General features: G+C 26.4%; 17 protein-coding genes. 16 read left to right on the top strand and 1 reads right to left on the bottom strand.

Translation table 11 applies throughout. From position 1 onward, the window contains the following. Positions 1 to 3: 3 nt before the first annotated feature. The 16 genes from Q7K47_10675 (at position 4) to Q7K47_10750 (ending at position 16,426) form a co-directional block, all read left to right on the top strand. A complete protein-coding gene (locus Q7K47_10675) occupies positions 4 to 1,410 on the top strand; it encodes a hypothetical protein (protein ID MDP0507655.1) in 1,407 nt (468 codons plus the stop codon). 9 nt (positions 1,411 to 1,419) lie between these two features. Next, positions 1,420 to 2,145 carry an LPS export ABC transporter ATP-binding protein gene (gene lptB / locus Q7K47_10680; GenBank protein ID MDP0507656.1) on the top strand — a complete coding sequence of 242 codons (726 nt, stop codon included), beginning with the start codon at positions 1,420 to 1,422 and terminating at the stop codon, positions 2,143 to 2,145. Positions 2,146 to 2,168: 23 nt separating this feature from the next. Beyond that, entirely contained in the window at positions 2,169 to 4,775 is a 2,607-nt protein-coding gene (gene alaS / locus Q7K47_10685) for an alanine--tRNA ligase (protein ID MDP0507657.1), read from the top strand. Between the two features lie 9 nt (positions 4,776 to 4,784). Continuing rightward, a complete protein-coding gene (gene ruvX / locus Q7K47_10690) occupies positions 4,785 to 5,204 on the top strand; it encodes a Holliday junction resolvase RuvX (protein MDP0507658.1) in 420 nt (139 codons plus the stop codon). Positions 5,205 to 5,221: 17 nt separating this feature from the next. Beyond that, the gene (gene secD / locus Q7K47_10695) at positions 5,222 to 6,472 is read left to right on the top strand and encodes a protein translocase subunit SecD (protein MDP0507659.1); all 1,251 of its coding nucleotides are present in this window, start codon (positions 5,222 to 5,224) and stop codon (positions 6,470 to 6,472) included. Next, complete coding sequence (secF, locus tag Q7K47_10700; GenBank protein ID MDP0507660.1) at positions 6,447 to 7,382, top strand: protein translocase subunit SecF; 936 nt, start codon at positions 6,447 to 6,449, stop codon at positions 7,380 to 7,382. The genes secD and secF overlap by 26 nt, the downstream gene beginning before the upstream one ends. A gap of 64 nt (positions 7,383 to 7,446) precedes the next feature. Continuing rightward, entirely contained in the window at positions 7,447 to 8,517 is a 1,071-nt protein-coding gene (gene alr, locus Q7K47_10705; GenBank protein MDP0507661.1) for an alanine racemase, read from the top strand. 27 nt (positions 8,518 to 8,544) lie between these two features. Then, positions 8,545 to 9,720, top strand: coding sequence for a class I SAM-dependent rRNA methyltransferase (locus Q7K47_10710; GenBank protein ID MDP0507662.1), 1,176 nt, complete (start codon positions 8,545 to 8,547; stop codon positions 9,718 to 9,720). Between the two features lie 11 nt (positions 9,721 to 9,731). Then, entirely contained in the window at positions 9,732 to 10,265 is a 534-nt protein-coding gene (locus tag Q7K47_10715) for a CvpA family protein (GenBank protein MDP0507663.1), read from the top strand. 9 nt (positions 10,266 to 10,274) lie between these two features. Beyond that, on the top strand, positions 10,275 to 11,348 hold the full coding sequence (locus Q7K47_10720; GenBank protein ID MDP0507664.1) for an LptF/LptG family permease: 1,074 nt from the start codon (positions 10,275 to 10,277) through the stop codon (positions 11,346 to 11,348). A 1-nt stretch (position 11,349) separates the two neighbouring features. Continuing rightward, positions 11,350 to 12,423 carry an LptF/LptG family permease gene (locus Q7K47_10725; GenBank protein ID MDP0507665.1) on the top strand — a complete coding sequence of 358 codons (1,074 nt, stop codon included), beginning with the start codon at positions 11,350 to 11,352 and terminating at the stop codon, positions 12,421 to 12,423. Between the two features lie 14 nt (positions 12,424 to 12,437). Beyond that, positions 12,438 to 13,667 carry a pitrilysin family protein gene (locus Q7K47_10730; GenBank protein ID MDP0507666.1) on the top strand — a complete coding sequence of 410 codons (1,230 nt, stop codon included), beginning with the start codon at positions 12,438 to 12,440 and terminating at the stop codon, positions 13,665 to 13,667. 12 nt (positions 13,668 to 13,679) lie between these two features. After that, positions 13,680 to 14,117: a dUTP diphosphatase gene (gene dut, locus Q7K47_10735; GenBank protein MDP0507667.1), complete on the top strand. Its 438-nt coding sequence runs from the start codon at positions 13,680 to 13,682 to the stop codon at positions 14,115 to 14,117. Between the two features lie 13 nt (positions 14,118 to 14,130). After that, positions 14,131 to 15,234, top strand: coding sequence for a rod shape-determining protein RodA (gene rodA, locus Q7K47_10740; GenBank protein MDP0507668.1), 1,104 nt, complete (start codon positions 14,131 to 14,133; stop codon positions 15,232 to 15,234). Positions 15,235 to 15,242: 8 nt separating this feature from the next. Further along, positions 15,243 to 16,106, top strand: a complete 864-nt coding sequence (locus Q7K47_10745; GenBank protein ID MDP0507669.1) for an RluA family pseudouridine synthase — start codon at positions 15,243 to 15,245, stop codon at positions 16,104 to 16,106. Between the two features lie 113 nt (positions 16,107 to 16,219). Beyond that, positions 16,220 to 16,426: a hypothetical protein gene (locus tag Q7K47_10750; protein ID MDP0507670.1), complete on the top strand. Its 207-nt coding sequence runs from the start codon at positions 16,220 to 16,222 to the stop codon at positions 16,424 to 16,426. Between the two features lie 41 nt (positions 16,427 to 16,467). Here the strand turns inward: Q7K47_10750 and Q7K47_10755 are convergent, their stop codons facing one another. Continuing rightward, complete coding sequence (locus tag Q7K47_10755) at positions 16,468 to 17,859, bottom strand: tryptophanase (protein ID MDP0507671.1); 1,392 nt, start codon at positions 17,857 to 17,859, stop codon at positions 16,468 to 16,470. Between the last annotated feature and the right edge of the window lie 303 nt (positions 17,860 to 18,162).

Genomic DNA, 18,162 nt, shown 5'->3' on the forward strand with positions numbered 1-18,162 from the left:
AAAATGAAAAAGAAAATTTTATATTTGTTAGGCTTAGTAGGAGTGTTAATTTTAGGATATTTTAATTATTATAAGGAAGAAGAAGGGATAAAAGAGGTTTCAACAAAAATAGAGACAATAGATGTGAATTATACTTCTTTAGGTTATAAAATAAAGGCAATTAAGCAAATAGATGATACAAAACTAAATATAACAAATTTTGAAAATGCAGAAATTAATTTTAAGGAAATGGAATTAAAAGCAAATAATGTATTATTAGATTCAGCTAAAAATATTTTTTTAGAAAATAATATTTATGGAAATAATGGTAAAAATTGGGAATTTACATCAGAAAAGCTATCATATAATCAACTAAAAGATTTACTTAGTTCAGATACAGGAGTGAAAGCTTTTAATAAAAAAGAAGATTTAGAAATTCAAAGTAAGATTTTTAGAACGAATAAAAGCTTTACTTATATAGAATTAAACGAAGATATTGTTTTAGAAAATCAAGGATTAAGATTAAAAGCAGATAAAGGAAGATATACCTCAAGTAATAAAGTTATGATTTTAAGTGGAAATGGTATAATAGAATCATCGGACTCAAGAGAAGATATTTTACAAGGAAAATTTGAAAAAGGAAGATACAATAGTAAAACAGGAGTATTAGAAATTTTTAGCCCATTTGAAATAAATTATAATGGTGTTATCCTTAAGGGGAAAGAATTATGGTATAATAATCTAAGTGAAGAAATTAAAATTGATCAAGAACCTGAAATTTATTTAAAAAAAGATTCTGGATTGGAAAAATACGAAGGAAAAGAAGGAAAGTTTAGCTCTGATAAAATTCAAGGAAATCTTAAGGATATGGTTTTTAATTTTTTAGGAAATGCCAAGGGTCAAATAATTTCCTTAGACAAACAAACAAATAAAAAGATAATATCAAGTTATAAAGGAAATAATTTAAAAGTTTATTTAAAAAAAGAAAACTCAGGCTATGACATTTCTGAAATTAAAGGGAAAGAAAAAGTTGTAATTTCAAGAGATAATCAAGTATTGAAATCAGATGAGATTTATATAAATTTATATAAAAATATTGCTTTTGGAGAAAAAGATAATAAAATTATTTTAAATGATTCAAAAGGAGAAACTATAATAATTGGAGATAAATTTAAAGGATATTTAGATAAAAAAGTATTTAATTCAGTAGGAAATGTAAAAATAGAAAATATAGGAAAAAACGGTAAGACTACAGTAATAACAGGGGATAAAGGAACTGTAGATGACACAAAAAAAACAGCTGAAATAGAGGGAAATGTTAAATTAGAAAATGATGAACTTATTTGTACAGCAGACAAGGTTATATATAATAAATTAACTAATAAAGTAAAAACTTTTGGTAAAACATTAGTTAATTATAAATCAAATTAGGAGGACTTTATGATAAGTATTGAAGCTCAAGGCTTATGTAAAAGTTATAAAAAAAGAAAAGTTGTAAAAGAAGTTACTTTAAAGGTTAATAAAGGTGAGATTGTTGGACTTTTAGGGCCAAATGGAGCAGGAAAAACAACTACTTTTTATATGATAACGGGAATAATATCTCCAGATAGTGGGAAAGTTTATTGCAACGAAAAAGATATAACATCTTATCCCATGTATAAAAGAGCAAATTTAGGAATAGGATATTTGGCTCAAGAGCCTTCAGTTTTTAGAAACTTAACAGTGGAAGAAAATATTTATGTTGTACTTGAAATGAAAAATATTTCTAAAGAAGAGCAAGAAAAAAAAGTGAAAGAATTATTAGAAGAATTTAAGTTAACTCATGTAGCAAAATCATATGGTTATTCTTTATCTGGTGGAGAAAGAAGAAGAGTAGAAATAGCTAGGACAATTGCAAATGATCCTGATTTTATACTTCTTGATGAACCTTTTGCAGGTGTTGATCCAATAGCAGTAGAAGACATTCAAGAAATAATAAGATACTTAAAAAAGAGAGGATTAGGAATATTAATAACAGACCATAGTGTTAGAGAAACTTTAAGAATAACTGAAAGGGCTTATATTATGGCAAATGGAGAAGTATTAGTAAGTGGAACTCCTGAAGAAATTTCTAAAAATGAAGTAGCGAAGAAGATATACTTAGGAGAAAACTTTAAATTAGATTAAAAATAAAAAATTATGGAGGAAACATGTTAACAGGAAACGAGGTAAGAAGTAAATTTATAGAATTTTTTGAAAGCAAAAATCATAAACATTTTGAAAGTGCATCATTAATACCAGATGATCCAACTTTATTATTAACAGTGGCAGGAATGGTTCCATTTAAGCCTTTCTTTTTAGGACAAAAACCAGCTCCAACACCAAGAGTTACAACATTCCAAAAATGTATTAGAACAAATGATTTAGAAAATGTTGGGAGAACAGCAAGACATCATACATTCTTTGAAATGCTAGGTAATTTTTCATTTGGAGATTATTTTAAAAAAGAAGCTATTTCTTGGTCATATGAATTTATAACTAAAGTTTTAGGAATAGAAGAAGAAAATTTATGGGTTTCAGTTTTTGATACTGATGATGAAGCTGAAGAATTATGGATTTCAGAATGCAATTTTCCTAAAGAAAAAATAGTTAGATTAGGAGAAGATGATAACTGGTGGGCTGCAGGACCTACAGGTTCTTGTGGACCTTGTTCAGAAATATATGTAGATTTAGGAATTGAATTTGGTGGAGATGAAAATTCTAAACTTGGAGATGAAGGAACAGATGATCGTTTTATTGAAATTTGGAATTTAGTATTTACTGAATGGAATAGAATGGAAGATGGAAGTTTAGAACCATTACCTAAAAAGAATATAGATACAGGTGCAGGTTTAGAAAGAATTACAGCAGTATTACAAAAGAAATCAAATAACTTTGAAACAGATTTATTATTTCCAATAGTTCAAACAATGGAGAAAATAGCAAAAGTTAAATATGGAGAAAATGAAAAGATTGATTTTTCATTAAAAGTTATAGCTGATCATGCAAGAGCAGTAACATTTTTAGTTAATGATGGAGTAATCCCTTCAAATGAAGGAAGAGGATATGTTTTAAGAAGAATATTAAGAAGAGCGATAAGACATGGAAGACTTTTAGGAGTAAAAGAATTATTCTTATTTGAAATAATAGATGTAATTATAGATTTAATGAAAGCGTCTTATCCTGAGTTAGAAAAAAATATAAAACATATTAAAAAAGTTGTAAAAATAGAAGAAGAAAAATTCTCAAATACTTTAGATCAGGGAATTCAACATGTTATGAATGCTATTGGAGAAGCTAAAAAGTTAGAAAAAGATTATTTATCAGGAGATATTACATTTAAATTATATGATACTTATGGTTTTCCTTATGAATTAACAGAAGAAATTTGTGAAGAAAATGAAATAAAAATATATAAAAATGAATTTGATAAAAAAATGGAAGAACAAAGAAATAAAGCTAGAAATTCAAGAGAAGTTATAATGGAAAAAGGTCAAGATAGTTTTATTGAAGCTTTCTTTGATAAATATGGGAAAACTGAATTTACAGGTTATACTAGTTTATCAGAAATGGCAAAAGTGCTTCATGTATCAAAAATAAAAGAAGATATATATACAATAATTACAGATAAGACTCCTTTTTATGCAGAAGCAGGAGGACAACAAGCTGATAATGGTATTATTTCAGGAAATGGATCAACTGGAAATGTAATAGATGTTCAAAAACAAAAAGGAATATATACTCATACAGTAAAAGTACTTAATGGTATATATAATTTTGTAGAAGGAATTGAAGTTAGAATGGAAGTAGCTGAAAATAGAAGAGAAGCAATGGCTAAAAATCATAGTGCTACTCATTTATTACAAAAAGCTTTAAGAGAAATATTAGGAGATCATGTTCAACAAGCAGGTTCTTTAGTTACTCCAGAAAGACTAAGATTTGATTTTAATCATTATGAACCAGTTACAGATGAAGAATTAGAAAAAGTAGAAAGATTAGTAAATACTCAAATAGCGAAAAGCTTAGCATCAAATATTAGAAATATGTCTATGGATGAAGCTAAAGAAACTGGAGCAATGGCTTTATTTGGTGATAAATACGAAGATATAGTTAGAGTTGTTTCTTTTGGTGACTTTTCAACAGAGCTTTGTGGTGGTATTCATGTTAAAAATGTTTCAGAAATAGGAATGTTAAAAATAGTTTCAGAAACTGGAATAGCTGCAGGAATAAGAAGAATAGAAGCTCAAACAGGATTTAAAGCCTATGAAACAGTAAAATCTATGGAAAAATTAATAGAAAAAGTTTCTAAAACTTTAAAAACAACTTCTTCAAAATTAGAAGAAAAAGTAGAAAAAACAGTGGAAGAATTAAAAAATTCTCAAAAACAAATAGAAGAATTAAAATTAAAATTAGCAAGTTATGAAGCTAATTCTTTATTCTCAGAAGTAGAAGAAATAAAAGGAATAAAAGTTTTAGTTAAAAGATTTGAAAATAAAGATGGAGGATCTTTAAGAGATATTGTAGATAAAGCAAAAGAAAAATTAGGAAGTTGTGTAGTTGTTTTAGGTGCAGATAACGGAAAAGCAATATTTGCAGTGGGGGTAACAAAAGATTTAACATCTAAAATAAAAGCAGGAAATTTGGTAAAACAATTAGCAGTAATAGCAGGTGGAAACGGTGGTGGAAGACCTGATTTTGCTCAAGCAGGTGGGAAAGATGGTGCTAAAGTAAAAGAAGCTTTAGATAAAGCTAAAGATATTTTAGTAGAAAGTTTATAAGAGGTTAGTATGTATAAAAAGTATATATCTTTAGATGTAGGTGATGTAAGAATAGGTGTAGCGAGATCTGATATAATGGGGATAGTCGCTACCCCTTATGAAGTTATAAATAGAAAAAAAGTTAAGTCAGTAAAAAGAATAGCAGAAATTTTAAAAGAAAATAATACAAAGTCTTTAGTTGTAGGAATTCCTAAAAGCTTAGATGGGACAGAGAAAAGACAAGCTGAAAAAGTTAGGGAATATATTAAAAAATTAAAGAAAAATATTGAAGGCTTGGAAATTTATGAAGTAGATGAAAGATTAACAACAGTTTCAGCTGATCGAATGTTAACTGATGGTGGAAAAAAAGGAGCTTTAGAAAAAAGAAAAGTTGTAGATAAAATAGCAGCAGCAATAATACTTCAAACTTTTTTAGATTCTAAAAGATAAAAATTACTGGAGGCGTTATGAAGTCTAAAATATTTTTAAAATTATTATTGGTAATAACAGTATTGGTAGGTTCGTCATATCTAATTTTTAAAGAACCTGTCAAGTTAGGATTAGACCTTAAAGGTGGTGTTTATGCTGTTTTAGAAGCAGAGCCTAAAGAAGAAGGGGAAATTATAACTAATGAAACTATGGATAGTTTAATAGAGGTTTTAGATAGAAGAATAAATGGTATTGGAGTAGCAGAATCAGTTGTTCAAAAAGCTGGTACCAATAGAGTTATAATTGAATTACCAGGTGTAAAAGATACAACAGAAGCAATAAAAGTTATAGGAAAAACAGCATTATTAGAATTTAGAATATTAGATGGAGATGGGAACTTAGGAGAAACATTATTAACAGGGGAATCTTTAAAAAAAGCTCAAGTTGGTTATGGACAACTTGGAGAACCTCAAATAAATTTTGAATTAAAACCAGAAGGAGCAATTAAATTTGCTAAAATAACTAGAGAAAATGTAGGAAAACAACTAGCTATTGTTTTAGATGGAAAAGTTCAAACAGCTCCAGTTATAAAAACAGAAATTCCAGGTGGATCAGGAAGTATAAGTGGAAATTATACAGTGGAAGAAGCAAAAAGAACAGCCATGTTATTAAATTCAGGAGCATTACCAATAAAAGCAGAAATTATAGAAACTAGAACAGTAGGGGCATCTTTAGGAGATGAATCAATCGCAGCTAGTTTAGTTGCAGCAAAGGTTGGGATAGCTTTAATTGGAATATTTATGTTTATATTTTATAGAGTTCCTGGTTTAGTTGCAGACTTAGCATTAATTTGCTTTGGAATGATTACTTTTGGAATTCTTAATTTTATAGGAGCAACTCTTACTTTGCCAGGAATAGCAGGTCTTATATTATCTGCAGGAATGGCAGTAGATGCTAATGTAATTATTTTCGAAAGAATAAAGGAAGAACTTAGATTTGGAAATACTGTTAATGGAGCAATAAAATCTGGATTTAGTAAAGGATTTGTAGCAATATTTGATTCCAATGTAACAACATTAATAATAACTACAATATTATTTGTATTTGGTACAGGGGCAGTAAAAGGATTTGCTGTAACTTTAACAATAGGAACTCTTGCATCAATGTTTACAGCTATAACAATAACAAGAGTATTTATGGATATACTTGTAAACGTTTTTAATGTAAAAAATGCTAAACTATTTGGAGTAGGAGGGAAGACTAATGCAAGTACAAATAATAAAAAATAGTAAAAAATGGGTTTCTATTTCTTTGATTGCTATTATAATTTCAGTTATAACATTGTTTACTAAAGGTCTTAATTATGGAATAGATTTTTCAGGTGGAAATTTATTTCAGCTGAAGTTTGAAAAAGTTTTAGATAATAAAGAAGTTAATGAATCTTTAAATAAGCTTTCTAAAAACATTAAACAATTTAGTCCAAATGCAAGAAAGGTTCAAATTTCAGAAGGACGTGATTTACTTATAAGAATAGAAGAAATATCAGAGGATGAAAAAGCTGAATTTTATGATAATATAAAAGAAGTTGGAAAATATGAAATAATAAAGGAAGATAAAGTTGGAGCAAGCGTTGGGTCTGAATTAAAAAAATCAGCTATATTATCACTTTTAATTGGTGGAGCTATGATTATTCTATATATAACTTTAAGGTTCCAGTTTAAATTTGCTATTGCAGCAATATTTGCTTTGGTAAATGATATTATAATTGCAATTGGAGGTATAGCATTGTTAGGCTATGAAATAAATACTCCGTTTATAGCAGCAGTTCTGACTATTTTAGGTTATTCTATAAATGATACAATAGTAGTTTTTGATAGAATAAGAGAAACTTTAAAAAGAAAATCAGATTCTAATTTTGGAGAATTATTAGATAAAAGTATAAATCAAGTTATAACAAGATCAATCAATACTTCAGTAACAACTTTACTTGCAATAATTGCAATATTGGTTTTTGGTGGAGATAGTTTAAAAACATTTATAACAACTTTATTAATAGGAACAATTGCAGGAACGTATTCTTCTATATTTATAGCTACTCCTTTGATATATTTATTCGAGAAAAATAGAGATGGGAAAGTAGATGCAAGTAAATATATTGGACAAGAAGAGTCAGAAGATTATGAAAAAATAGTAGTATAATTAAAATTTATAAAGCCATCTTTAAATTTAAGATGGCTTTATATACTATAAGATGGAGGAGAGTATGAGAACTTGGTTAGAAATTAATTTAAGTAATTTCAGATGGAACATAAAGTCCCTTCAGAAAAAAATAGGAAATAAAAAATTAATAGGAGTAGTTAAAGGAAATGCTTACGGTATGGGAGCAGTTAGATTAACTAAAGAATTAAGAAAATGTGGTGTAGATTTCTTTGTTGTTGCAACAGTAGAAGAAGGAATTGAGCTAAGAGAAGCAAATATAAATGATAATATATTGATTCTTGGTGGTGTTTTTAATGAAGATTTAAAATTAATTGAAAAATATAATCTTCAAATAGCTCTTACATCATTAGATCAACTGAAATATATAAATAAAAATAATTTAAATATTAAATGTCATTTAAAAATAGAAACAGGAATGGGAAGAGTAGGTTTTAATGACATTGAAATAGATCAATTAATAAAATATGTAGAAGATAACAAAGTAAAAAATATAATAGGGGTATATAGTCATTTGTCAGTTGCAGATGAAGAAAAAAAAGAAAGTGAAAGTTATACAAAAGAACAAATAAGAAAATTTAATGAATTTAAAGGAATAGAAACAATAAAATATAGACATCTTTTAAATAGTGGTGGAATATTAAGATATTGTGGACAAGATAATGGAAATTATGTGAGAGCTGGAATAATTCAATATGGAATTTGTGGAGAAAAATATATTGATGGTTTTAAACCAGTTGTAACTTTTAAAAGTAAAGTTTTATTTTTAAAAGTTTTATTAGAAGATTGTGATATTTCTTATGGAAGAACAGCACACTTGAAAAAAGGGGATATGGTTGCCACAATCTCAGCTGGTTATGCAGATGGTTTTAAAAGATCAATATCTAACAAAGGTTTTGTAACTATAAACAATATTAAATGTCCAGTAACAGGAAGAGTATGTATGGACATGTTTATGGTGAAAATACCTGAAAGTTTAATAAATAAGATTAAAGTAGGAGATGAAGTAATTCTTTACAAAGAAAATATTATAGAGGTTGCAAAGATTTCAAATACTATATCTTATGAAATATTTACAGGAATAAGCAAAAGAGTGAAAAGGGTTTATGTTGAATAAAAAATTATAGATTATAAAAGGAGAAACATGTCGCAAATAATATTATTAAAAGGAAAAGAAAAAAAAATAGAAAATTTTTATCCTAATGTCTTTAAAGATGAAGTTAAAACAATTATAGGAGAAATAAAAACTGGAGATATAGTTGATGTAGTAAGAGAAGATATGAAGTTTGTTGGGAGAGGGTATGTTACAGAAGGAACTTCAGCAATTGTAAGAGTTTTAACTACTAAAGATGAAAAAATAGATAAAAAATTTATATATGATAAAATAAAAGTAGCCTATGATAATAGAAAATTATTACAAGAAGAAACAAACTGTATGAGAGTTTTCTTTTCAGAAGCTGATGGACTACCAGGATTAGTAATAGATAAATTTGATAAATATATATCTATTCAATTTAGAAATTCAGGTATAGAAATATTTAGACAAGAAATAATAAATGCAGTAAAAAAATATATGAAACCTAAAGGAATCTATGAAAGAAGTGATGTACAAAACAGAGTTCATGAGGGAGTAGAAGAAAAAACAGGTATAATTTATGGAGATATTCCTAATGAAATAATAATGGAAGATAATGGACTTAAATATACTATAGATATTGAAAATGGACAAAAAACAGGTTTTTTCTTAGATCAAAGAGATTCTAGAAAATTTATTAGACCTTATTTAAATAATAAGACTAGATTTTTAGATGTTTTTTCAAGTTCTGGAGGTTTTTCAATAGCAGCTATGAAAGAAGGATGTGAAAAAGTTGTAGCAATAGATAAAGATTCACATGCTTTAGAGTTATGTAGAAAAAATTATGAACTTAATAATTTTGAAAATAGTTTTGATACTTTAGAAGGAGATGCTTTTATGCTTCTAAAAACTTTAATAGGTAGAGGAGAAAAGTATGATGTTATTACATTAGATCCCCCTTCTTTAATAAAAAGAAAAGCTCAAATAAGAAAGGGAAGAGATTTTTTCTTTGATCTTTGTGATAGTAGTTTTAAATTAATGGAAAAGGGTGGAATTTTAGGAGTTATAACTTGCGCATATCATATGGGACTTCAAGATTTAATAGAAGTAACAAGAATGGCAGCTTCAAATAATGGGAAGAGACTTCAAGTTATTGGGATAAATTATCAACCAGAGGATCATCCTTGGATACTACATGTACCAGAAACTTTATATTTGAAAGCTCTTTGGGTTAAAATTGTTTAAAGGAGGCAAGAATGTATTTAGATATTGCAATACTAGTGATAGTATCATTAGCTTTTATTTTTGGAATAAGAAATGGATTTATCGTTGAATTTATGTCAACTTTTGGCGTTGTTATAAATTTTATAATTACTCAAAAAATAGCTCCAATTGTTATAAAAATAGCTAAATCATATGTAGGGGGATATAGTTATAATTATGTTTATGGAATAACCTTTGTTGTGATATTTATGTTCTTTAGTTTAGTGATACATCTTTTAAATAGTTTTTTGAAAAGGCAAAGAATATCTTTACTAAGTAGAGTATCAGGGGGAATTCTAAGTTTATTAAAAGGGATATTAATAGCTTTTTTAGTAATATTAATCTATAATATAGTCTTAGATTCTTTTCCTAAAATTTCTGATTTTGGAAAAGATAGTAAAGTAAATGCATATTTTATAGAAAATAGTGATAAAATAAACGATTATATTCCAGAAATATTCAAAGAAAAATTAATGGAGTTAAGAGATGGAAGATTAATAGATAAATATATTGATAAATTATTTTAGGAGAAAATTATGAAGATGATTAATAGATACATTTTAAATGAAGCTAAAATGCCAATTTTTTTTGGGATTTCTTTGTTTACGTTTATTTTCCTGATAGAGATAATAGTATCCATGTTAGAGAGTATTATAGTTAAAGGAATATCAATTATAGATGTATCTAGAATGATATCCTTTTATTTACCTATGATTTTATCACAGACAATACCTATGGGAATCTTTTTAGGAGTAATGGTTACTTTTGGAAATTTAACAAAATATAGCGAAATAACAGCGATTAATTCAATAGGAATATCATTGAAAAAATTATTAAAATTAATGTCTTTAGTTGGGGTGATAGGAACAATATTTATATTTTTCTTACAAGAAAGCATAATTCCGAGATCATATGTTAAATTACAACAATTATCAATAAAGATGGTTTATAATAACCCTGTTTTCCAGTTAAAAGATAAAGTTTTAATAGATGAAGTTGATAAGTATAAGATATACATAGATGAAATAGATCCGAAAACAAAAGATGCAAAAAATGTTCTTATATTTTTTAAAGAAAATACAAAATATCCCACTTTAATTACAGGTGCAAGAACATATTGGGAAAATGCAGCTATGATTTTAGAGGATTCAAAATTTTATAGATTTAAAGAAAATGGAGAAGAACAATTAAGAGGAAAATTCAAAGAAAAAAAGATTCCTTTAACTAATTATTTTAGAGATGTAGAAATAAAAATGAAAGATATAGAAGGAATGGGAGTAGCAACATTGTATAATGAATATAAAAGCAGTGATAAAGAAGATAAATTACCTTATTTAGTAGAGATAAATAGGAAAATAGCAGTACCAATATCAGCGATAATTTTATCAATTTTAGGAGTTTTACTTTCAGTTGGAAATAAGAGAAGTGGAAAAGGAACTAATTATGGAGTAGCTATAGGTATAATTTTTATATATATAGTTTTTCTAAATTTAGGGATGGTTTTTGCATATAGAGGAATAATATCTCCTTTTATAGGAGTTTGGTTCTCTAACATTTTTCTAATAATTTTGACTTATTCTCTTTATAGAAAAAAGGGAAAGGTGATATAAAATGAAAAAATTAGACATATATATAAGCAAAAATTTTATAAAATCATTTTTAATTAGTTTAATTGCTTTTATGAATATATTTTTATTGAGTCAATTGTTTAAAGTTTTTAGATATGTAGCTGATGGTAGAATGTCTTCTTATCAAGGAGTACTTTATTTATTTAATATGTTACCAGAAGTTATAGTTAATATGACTCCATTAGCAGTGTTACTAGGTTCATTAATGTTTATAAATAAAATGGCAAGTAATTTAGAAATAATTTCTTTAAAGACATCAGGAATTAGTTTTAGAAGAATAATAGTATGTCCAATAATAATTTCTTTTATAATATCTTTAGTAGTTTATTATATAAATGGAAATATTTATCCTAGAAGTGAGAGAAGAATGCGAGAACTTAAAGGGGATAAAATTATAAAAACTATTCCTATAGAAAAAAGAAATGCTTTTTTAAGAGATAGAAATAATAATGTTTACTATATAGGATACATTAATTCTAATAAAGAAACAGCTAAAGATTTTCAAATAATAAAAATGAATGAAACTTTTTCTGAAATAGAAAAAGTTATAATAGCTAAAAATGCAAATTTTGATAAAAATGAAAAAATATGGAAATTATCTGATGTAGTTATAAATGATATTTTAAATAAAAAGTCAGAAAAAATAAAAAATTATTCAAATAAAGAATTTAATGAACAACCTGAAAATTTCTTTACTTTATCAACAAACCCTAAGTTTTTAACTAATAAAGAACTTAGAAAAGAAATAATAAATATGAAAATAACAGGGGGAGATACTAGAAGTGGTTTAGTTGAACTAGGAAAAAGATATTCATTCCCTTTTGCTAGTTTAGTAATTATTCTTATTGGTTTGTCCTTAGGAAGTAGATACGTAAGGGCAGCATCAGCAAAAACAATAGGAATAAGTATATTTTTTGGATATGGTTATTATATAATTCAAGGATTATTTGAAGCTTTGAGTAAGAATGGTTTGATAAATGCTTTTTTAGGAGGATGGATTCCTAATATTTTATTTTTATTACTTGGAATATATTTGATATATAAATCAGAATATTAAGTTTGGAGGAGATTTTGGGCAATAATATAAAAAAAAGGATTTTAAAAAATGGGATACCAGTTTTATTAGATAAAATAGAAGGAATAAATAGTATTTCTTTGGGGATTTTTATAAAAACAGGAGCAAAAAATGAATTAAAAGGGGAAGAAGGAATTTCTCATTTGTTAGAACATATGATGTTTAAAGGAACAAAAACAAAGACAGCAAAAGATATATCTGAGATTATTGATAATGAAGGTGGCTTAATTAATGCTTATACAGGAAAAGAGAACACTGTTTATTATGTACAAATGTTATCTAATAGCATAGGAAAAGGTATTGAAATTTTAACAGATATGTTTCTAAATTCAGTTTTTTCAGAAGAAAATTTAGAAAAAGAAAAATCAGTAGTAATAGAAGAAATAAATATGTATAATGATATTCCTGAAGAAATTATTCATGATCAAAATGCTCATATGATAATAAATGGAGTTCAAGGAAATATAGTGTTAGGGAGTATAGAAAGTGTACAAAATTTAACTAGAGAAAAATTAATAAATTATTTTAAAGAAAGATATATAGCAAAAAACATAGTTATTTCAGTTGCTGGAAATTTTTCTGAAGAAGAAATTTATAATATTTTAAATGATGGACTTGGAAATATAGAAGATAAAAATAGTGATAGAAATTATAATGGAGATATGTCTATAAATTCAGGTGAAAATATAATAAAAAAAGATACAAATCAAGTTCATTTATGTTTCAATACTTTAGGTAGTTCGTTAAAAAATCCTGAAAAATATGAAATAGCAATACTTTCCAATGTTTTAGCAGGAAATATGAGTTCAAGATTATTTCAAAAAGTTAGAGAAGAAAAAGGATTAGCTTATTCTATTTATAGTTATACTTCTTCTTATGAAGAAGGTGGATTGTTGACAATTTATGCAGGAACTACAAAAAAAGATTATAAAAAAGTAATAGAAATGATAGAAGAAGAATTTAATGATATAAAAGAAAATGGAATAACAGCTTATGAGTTACAAAAAACTAAAAATCAATTTTTAAGTGCAGTTACTTTCGGATTAGAAAGTACAAAGGGAAGAATGAATAGAATGGCTAATTCATATTTACTTTATGAAGAAGTTAAAGATTTAGATTTATTAATGGAAGAGATAAACAAGATAACAATAGAAGATATAAAAATTGTTGCAAATAAAATATTTAATAAAAAATATTATTCAAAAACAATATTAGGGAATATATAAGAAGGAGATGAAATGGAAAAAGTAGTAGTAAAAGTAATATTAGAAGATGGTGTAAAAAAGCCAGTTTATATGACTGAAGGATCAGCAGGAATGGATGTTAGAGCAAACATAGAAAATTCAATGACTTTAAAAAGTTTAGAAAGAAAATTAGTACCAACAGGAATAAAAATGGAAATACCAGTAGGATATGAAGTACAAGTTAGACCAAGAAGTGGACTAGCGTTAAAACATGGAATAACGTTAGTAAATACTCCAGGAACTATAGATAGTGATTACAGAGGTGAAGTAGGAATAATTTTAATAAATTTAAGTAAAGATGATTTTACAATAGAACCAGGAGAAAGAATAGCTCAACTTATATTAGGGAAGGTATATCAAATGAATTTAGTAGAAAGTGATTTATCTGAAACTGAAAGAGGAGCAGGAGGATTTGGTCATACAGGTAAATAATTAGGGAGAAAATATGAATAAAAGAGATATTTTAGTATTGCAAAAAAAAATAAAAAAAGCGGATTATTACCTGGTATTAAAAGTAATTTTATTAATAATTATAAGTTTATCTACTGTTTATACAGCAACATCTTATAGAACATTAGTTTATTTTAAAAAAGAAATTATTTGGTCAGGATTAGGGTTATTAGTTTATTTTTTTGTATCTTTAATAGATTATAAAAAATATGCTAAGTATTATAAAGTGATTTATGTTTTTAATATTTTAATGTTACTTTCTGTTTTTATTTTTGGGGACAGTGCAAAAGGTGCTAAAAGATGGATAGATTTAGGTGTTGTAAATATTCAACCAGCAGAGTTTGCTAAGTTATTTATAATTTTAACTTTTGGAGAAGTATTAATTTTAAATTATAATAAAAATTTTACAGGAATAAAAAATATAATATTTTCTTTTTTTCATATAGCTCCTATTTTTTTATTGATAGCAAAACAGCCAGATTTAGGAACTTCATTAGTAATTATTTTTATATATGGAGTTATGGTTTTTGTTCATGGGATAGATTTTAAAACTATTTTTAAATTAATAATAGCAGGGATTACTTCAATTCCAATAGCTTATTTCTTTTTATTAAGAGATTATCAAAGAAGAAGAATATTAACCTTTTTAAATCCAGAAGCAGATTTAGCAAATAGCGGTTGGAATGTTGTCCAATCTAAAATAGCTATAGGCTCAGGAGGAATTTTTGGGAAAGGATTTTTACAAGGAACTCAGAGTAAATTAAGATTTTTACCAGAATCTCATACAGATTTTATAGGATCAGTTTTTCTAGAGGAGAGAGGATTTATAGGAGGAATAATTTTAGTTGTAATTTACTTAGCTTTAATTTTAAATATTTTAAAGATAGCAGATTCAACAAAAGATGAATATGGAAAACTTGTATGTTATGGAATTGCCAGTATATTTTTCTTTCATACATTTATAAATTTAGGAATGATAATGGGAATAATGCCAGTTACAGGATTACCTCTTTTATTCATGAGTTATGGAGGAAGTTCATTTATCTTTGGATTTTTAATGATTGGTGTTGTAAATAGTGTTAAAATACATAAAATATAGAGGAAGTTATGAAATATATAATAGAAAAAGATAATGAAGGTGTAAGATTAGATAGATATTTGAGAAAAAAATTAAAGACAACACCTTTAACAGAAATATTTAAAGCTTTAAGAATAGGCAAAATAAAGGTCAATAATAAGAAAAAAAAGGAAAATTATAGACTGGTTGAAGGGGATAAAGTATTTATAGGATTAGAAGTACCAGAAGAAGAAATAAAATTTATAAATTTGGAAAATAAAGACAAAAATTTTTTGAAAGAGGGAATAGTTTTTGAAGATAAAGATTTATTAATTTTTAATAAAAAGAAAGATATGGTTATGCACAAAGGAAGTGGATTTGACTATGGAATTTCAGAAATGTTTAAAGCTTATTTTCAATCAAATGATTTTAATTTTGTAAATAGAATAGATAAAAAAACATCAGGCTTAGTTATAGGAGCAAAAAATAAAATATCTACAAGGTTGTTAACTGAAGAAATAAGAGAAAATAGAGTTAAAAAAAAATATTACATATTGGTTAAAGGAATAATAGATCAAGATAAATTTGTAATAGAAAATTATTTAAAAAAAATAGAAGATAAGGTTATAGTTACTTCTAAAGAGGATAAAGGTTCCAAATTAGCGGTTACTATTTTTAAAGTAATAAAGAGAAAAAATAATTTAACATTGCTAGAAGGGGAACTATTGACAGGAAGAACTCACCAATTAAGAGTTCAACTTTCTAATTTAGGTTATCCTATTTTAGGAGATACGAGATATGGAAATGGTAGAGAAAAAATGTTGTTTCTAAATTCTTTTTATTGTAAAATTGAAAAATTTAATATAGAGGTTAAACTAGAGTTACCTAAAGAATTTAGAGAAAAGTTAAAGTGAGAAAAGATTCTTGATTTTAAAAAAAAATTGAAATTTATCTCGAAAGAGTATATAATATTTTTTGGATTAAGATAAAATTAATAAATAAAAATTTATATATGGAGATGATTGAAATGAAGGAATATATTTTAAAAAGAAATATAAATATAGTATTTATATTCTTTATTATTTTAACATTTTTATTAAATCAAAAAGAACTAGGAATATATGGGATAATTGCTTATGGAATTTATTCTACTTATTCAGCTTTATGTGTTTTTGGAATAATAAAGATTAAGAAAAAAGGAATTTCTAGAAAACTATCAAGAAAACCTATATAAAAAAGGCTCTAATTAGAGCCTTTTTTTAATATTTATATAATTTATTCTTCAACAGGAGCAAGTGATGCTTGGAAATGACGAAGAATAGGTGGTTCCCAAGTAATTTTGTATCCACGTTTAATTTGGCTAGCTCTATCTCTAACAGCAATGATAGCATCTGCCATTATATCAAAATGAGATTGAGTATAAACTCTTCTAGGTATAGCAAGACGAGTAAATTCAAAATCTGCATGAAGTTGTTTACCTGTATCAGGATCGTTACCTAACATATAAGATCCAATGTCACATGTTCTTATTCCAGCTTCAATATAAAGTTCGATAGCAAGAACCTGTCCAGGAAATTCATTATAAGGAATTTGAGGGAACATAGCTTTAGCATCTATAAATGGACCATGTCCACCGATTGGAGCTTGATAAGCTATACCAGCATCATCTAATCTAGAAGCTAAATATTCCATTTGTCCATTTCTGTATCTTAAATAATCTTCATCTAATCCTTCATAAAGTCCAATTGCAAGAGCTTCTAAATCTCTTCCAGCTAAACCTCCATAAGTAAAGAATCCTTCAAAAGAAATACAAGCAGCTTTTATTTTTAAGATTAAAGGGCTATTTGCATCCTTAACTCCTATAAGTCCACCCATATTAACAATAGTATCTTTTTTAGCAGACATAGTAAACATATCAGCATAAGAGAATGTTTCTCTAACTATTTCTTTGATTGATTTATCTTGATATCCTTCTTCATCTCTTTTTATAAAATAAGCATTTTCAGCATATCTAGCAGCATCAATATTAAATGTTATATTATATTTTTTACAAATTTCAGATGTTTTTCTGATGTTTTCCATGGAAACAGGTTGCCCACCAGCAGAGTTATTAGTAATAGTCATAACAACTAGTCCCACGTTTTCAGGACCTTTTTCTAAAATAAGTTTTTCTAATTTTTCAATATCCATGTTTCCTTTGAATTTACAACGTTTAAAAGGATGTTTTGCAGCTTCAATCACACAATCAATAGGACGAGCTCCAGATAAAATAACATGAGCACGAGTAGTATCAAAAAACATATTTGAAATTGCAAATTTCCCTTCAGATAAAAATGTAGGGAATAAAACTTTTTCAGCTGCTCTTCCTTGATGAACAGGTTGAATATAGCCATATTGGAAAATATCTTTTCCAGCTTCTAATAATTTATAATAACTTGAAGCTCCAGCGTATGCTTCGTCACCTCTCATAATTCCAGCCCATTGTTTATCACTCATTGCATTTGTTCCTGAATCAGTTAGCAAATCGATATAGACATCTTCTCCTCTAAGATTAAATAGATTATAATTAGCTTCTTTAATCTTCTGAATTCTTTCTTCTCTAGTTAACATCTTAATAGTTTCTACCATCTTAATTCTAAATGGTTCAGGTATATATTTTACTGCCATATTACAAAACACCTCCAAAATTATATAAATTTTTTCTGTGCCCCGGTTATCAATAATGATTAGCGGTCAGCGAATAAAAGTTTTAAATTATAAATTGAAAAAGATATCGCGAATCTCTCTTTCAAAATAAAGAAACATAAATAATTTATCTTTATGAAAATATTTTATCACCAAGATAAAAAAATGTCAACTATTTCATAAAAAAGTTTTATAAAAGTTTTTTATGTTTCATATTAGGGCCCGTTTTAAGGCACGTTTATTAAGGAGATAAGACAATATTGAAAAAAACCTATCTCTGTGATA

Source organism: Fusobacterium sp. JB019, assembly GCA_030673965.1.
Taxonomy (GTDB): Bacteria; Fusobacteriota; Fusobacteriia; order Fusobacteriales; family Fusobacteriaceae; genus Fusobacterium_B.

Excerpts from the sequence above, each read along its gene's own strand:
- Q7K47_10675 (MDP0507655.1), top strand. The coding sequence starts at position 4 with ATGAAAAAGAAAATTTTATATTTGTTAGGCTTAGTAGGAGTGTTAATT.
- lptB (MDP0507656.1), top strand. The coding sequence starts at position 1,420 with ATGATAAGTATTGAAGCTCAAGGCTTATGTAAAAGTTATAAAAAAAGA.
- alaS (MDP0507657.1), top strand. The coding sequence starts at position 2,169 with ATGTTAACAGGAAACGAGGTAAGAAGTAAATTTATAGAATTTTTTGAA.
- ruvX (MDP0507658.1), top strand. The coding sequence starts at position 4,785 with ATGTATAAAAAGTATATATCTTTAGATGTAGGTGATGTAAGAATAGGT.
- secD (MDP0507659.1), top strand. The coding sequence starts at position 5,222 with ATGAAGTCTAAAATATTTTTAAAATTATTATTGGTAATAACAGTATTG.
- secF (MDP0507660.1), top strand. The coding sequence starts at position 6,447 with ATGCAAGTACAAATAATAAAAAATAGTAAAAAATGGGTTTCTATTTCT.
- alr (MDP0507661.1), top strand. The coding sequence starts at position 7,447 with ATGAGAACTTGGTTAGAAATTAATTTAAGTAATTTCAGATGGAACATA.
- Q7K47_10710 (MDP0507662.1), top strand. The coding sequence starts at position 8,545 with ATGTCGCAAATAATATTATTAAAAGGAAAAGAAAAAAAAATAGAAAAT.
- Q7K47_10715 (MDP0507663.1), top strand. The coding sequence starts at position 9,732 with ATGTATTTAGATATTGCAATACTAGTGATAGTATCATTAGCTTTTATT.
- Q7K47_10720 (MDP0507664.1), top strand. The coding sequence starts at position 10,275 with ATGAAGATGATTAATAGATACATTTTAAATGAAGCTAAAATGCCAATT.
- Q7K47_10725 (MDP0507665.1), top strand. The coding sequence starts at position 11,350 with ATGAAAAAATTAGACATATATATAAGCAAAAATTTTATAAAATCATTT.
- dut (MDP0507667.1), top strand. The coding sequence starts at position 13,680 with ATGGAAAAAGTAGTAGTAAAAGTAATATTAGAAGATGGTGTAAAAAAG.
- rodA (MDP0507668.1), top strand. The coding sequence starts at position 14,131 with ATGAATAAAAGAGATATTTTAGTATTGCAAAAAAAAATAAAAAAAGCG.
- Q7K47_10745 (MDP0507669.1), top strand. The coding sequence starts at position 15,243 with ATGAAATATATAATAGAAAAAGATAATGAAGGTGTAAGATTAGATAGA.
- Q7K47_10750 (MDP0507670.1), top strand. The coding sequence starts at position 16,220 with ATGAAGGAATATATTTTAAAAAGAAATATAAATATAGTATTTATATTC.
- Q7K47_10755 (MDP0507671.1), bottom strand. The coding sequence starts at position 17,859 with ATGGCAGTAAAATATATACCTGAACCATTTAGAATTAAGATGGTAGAA.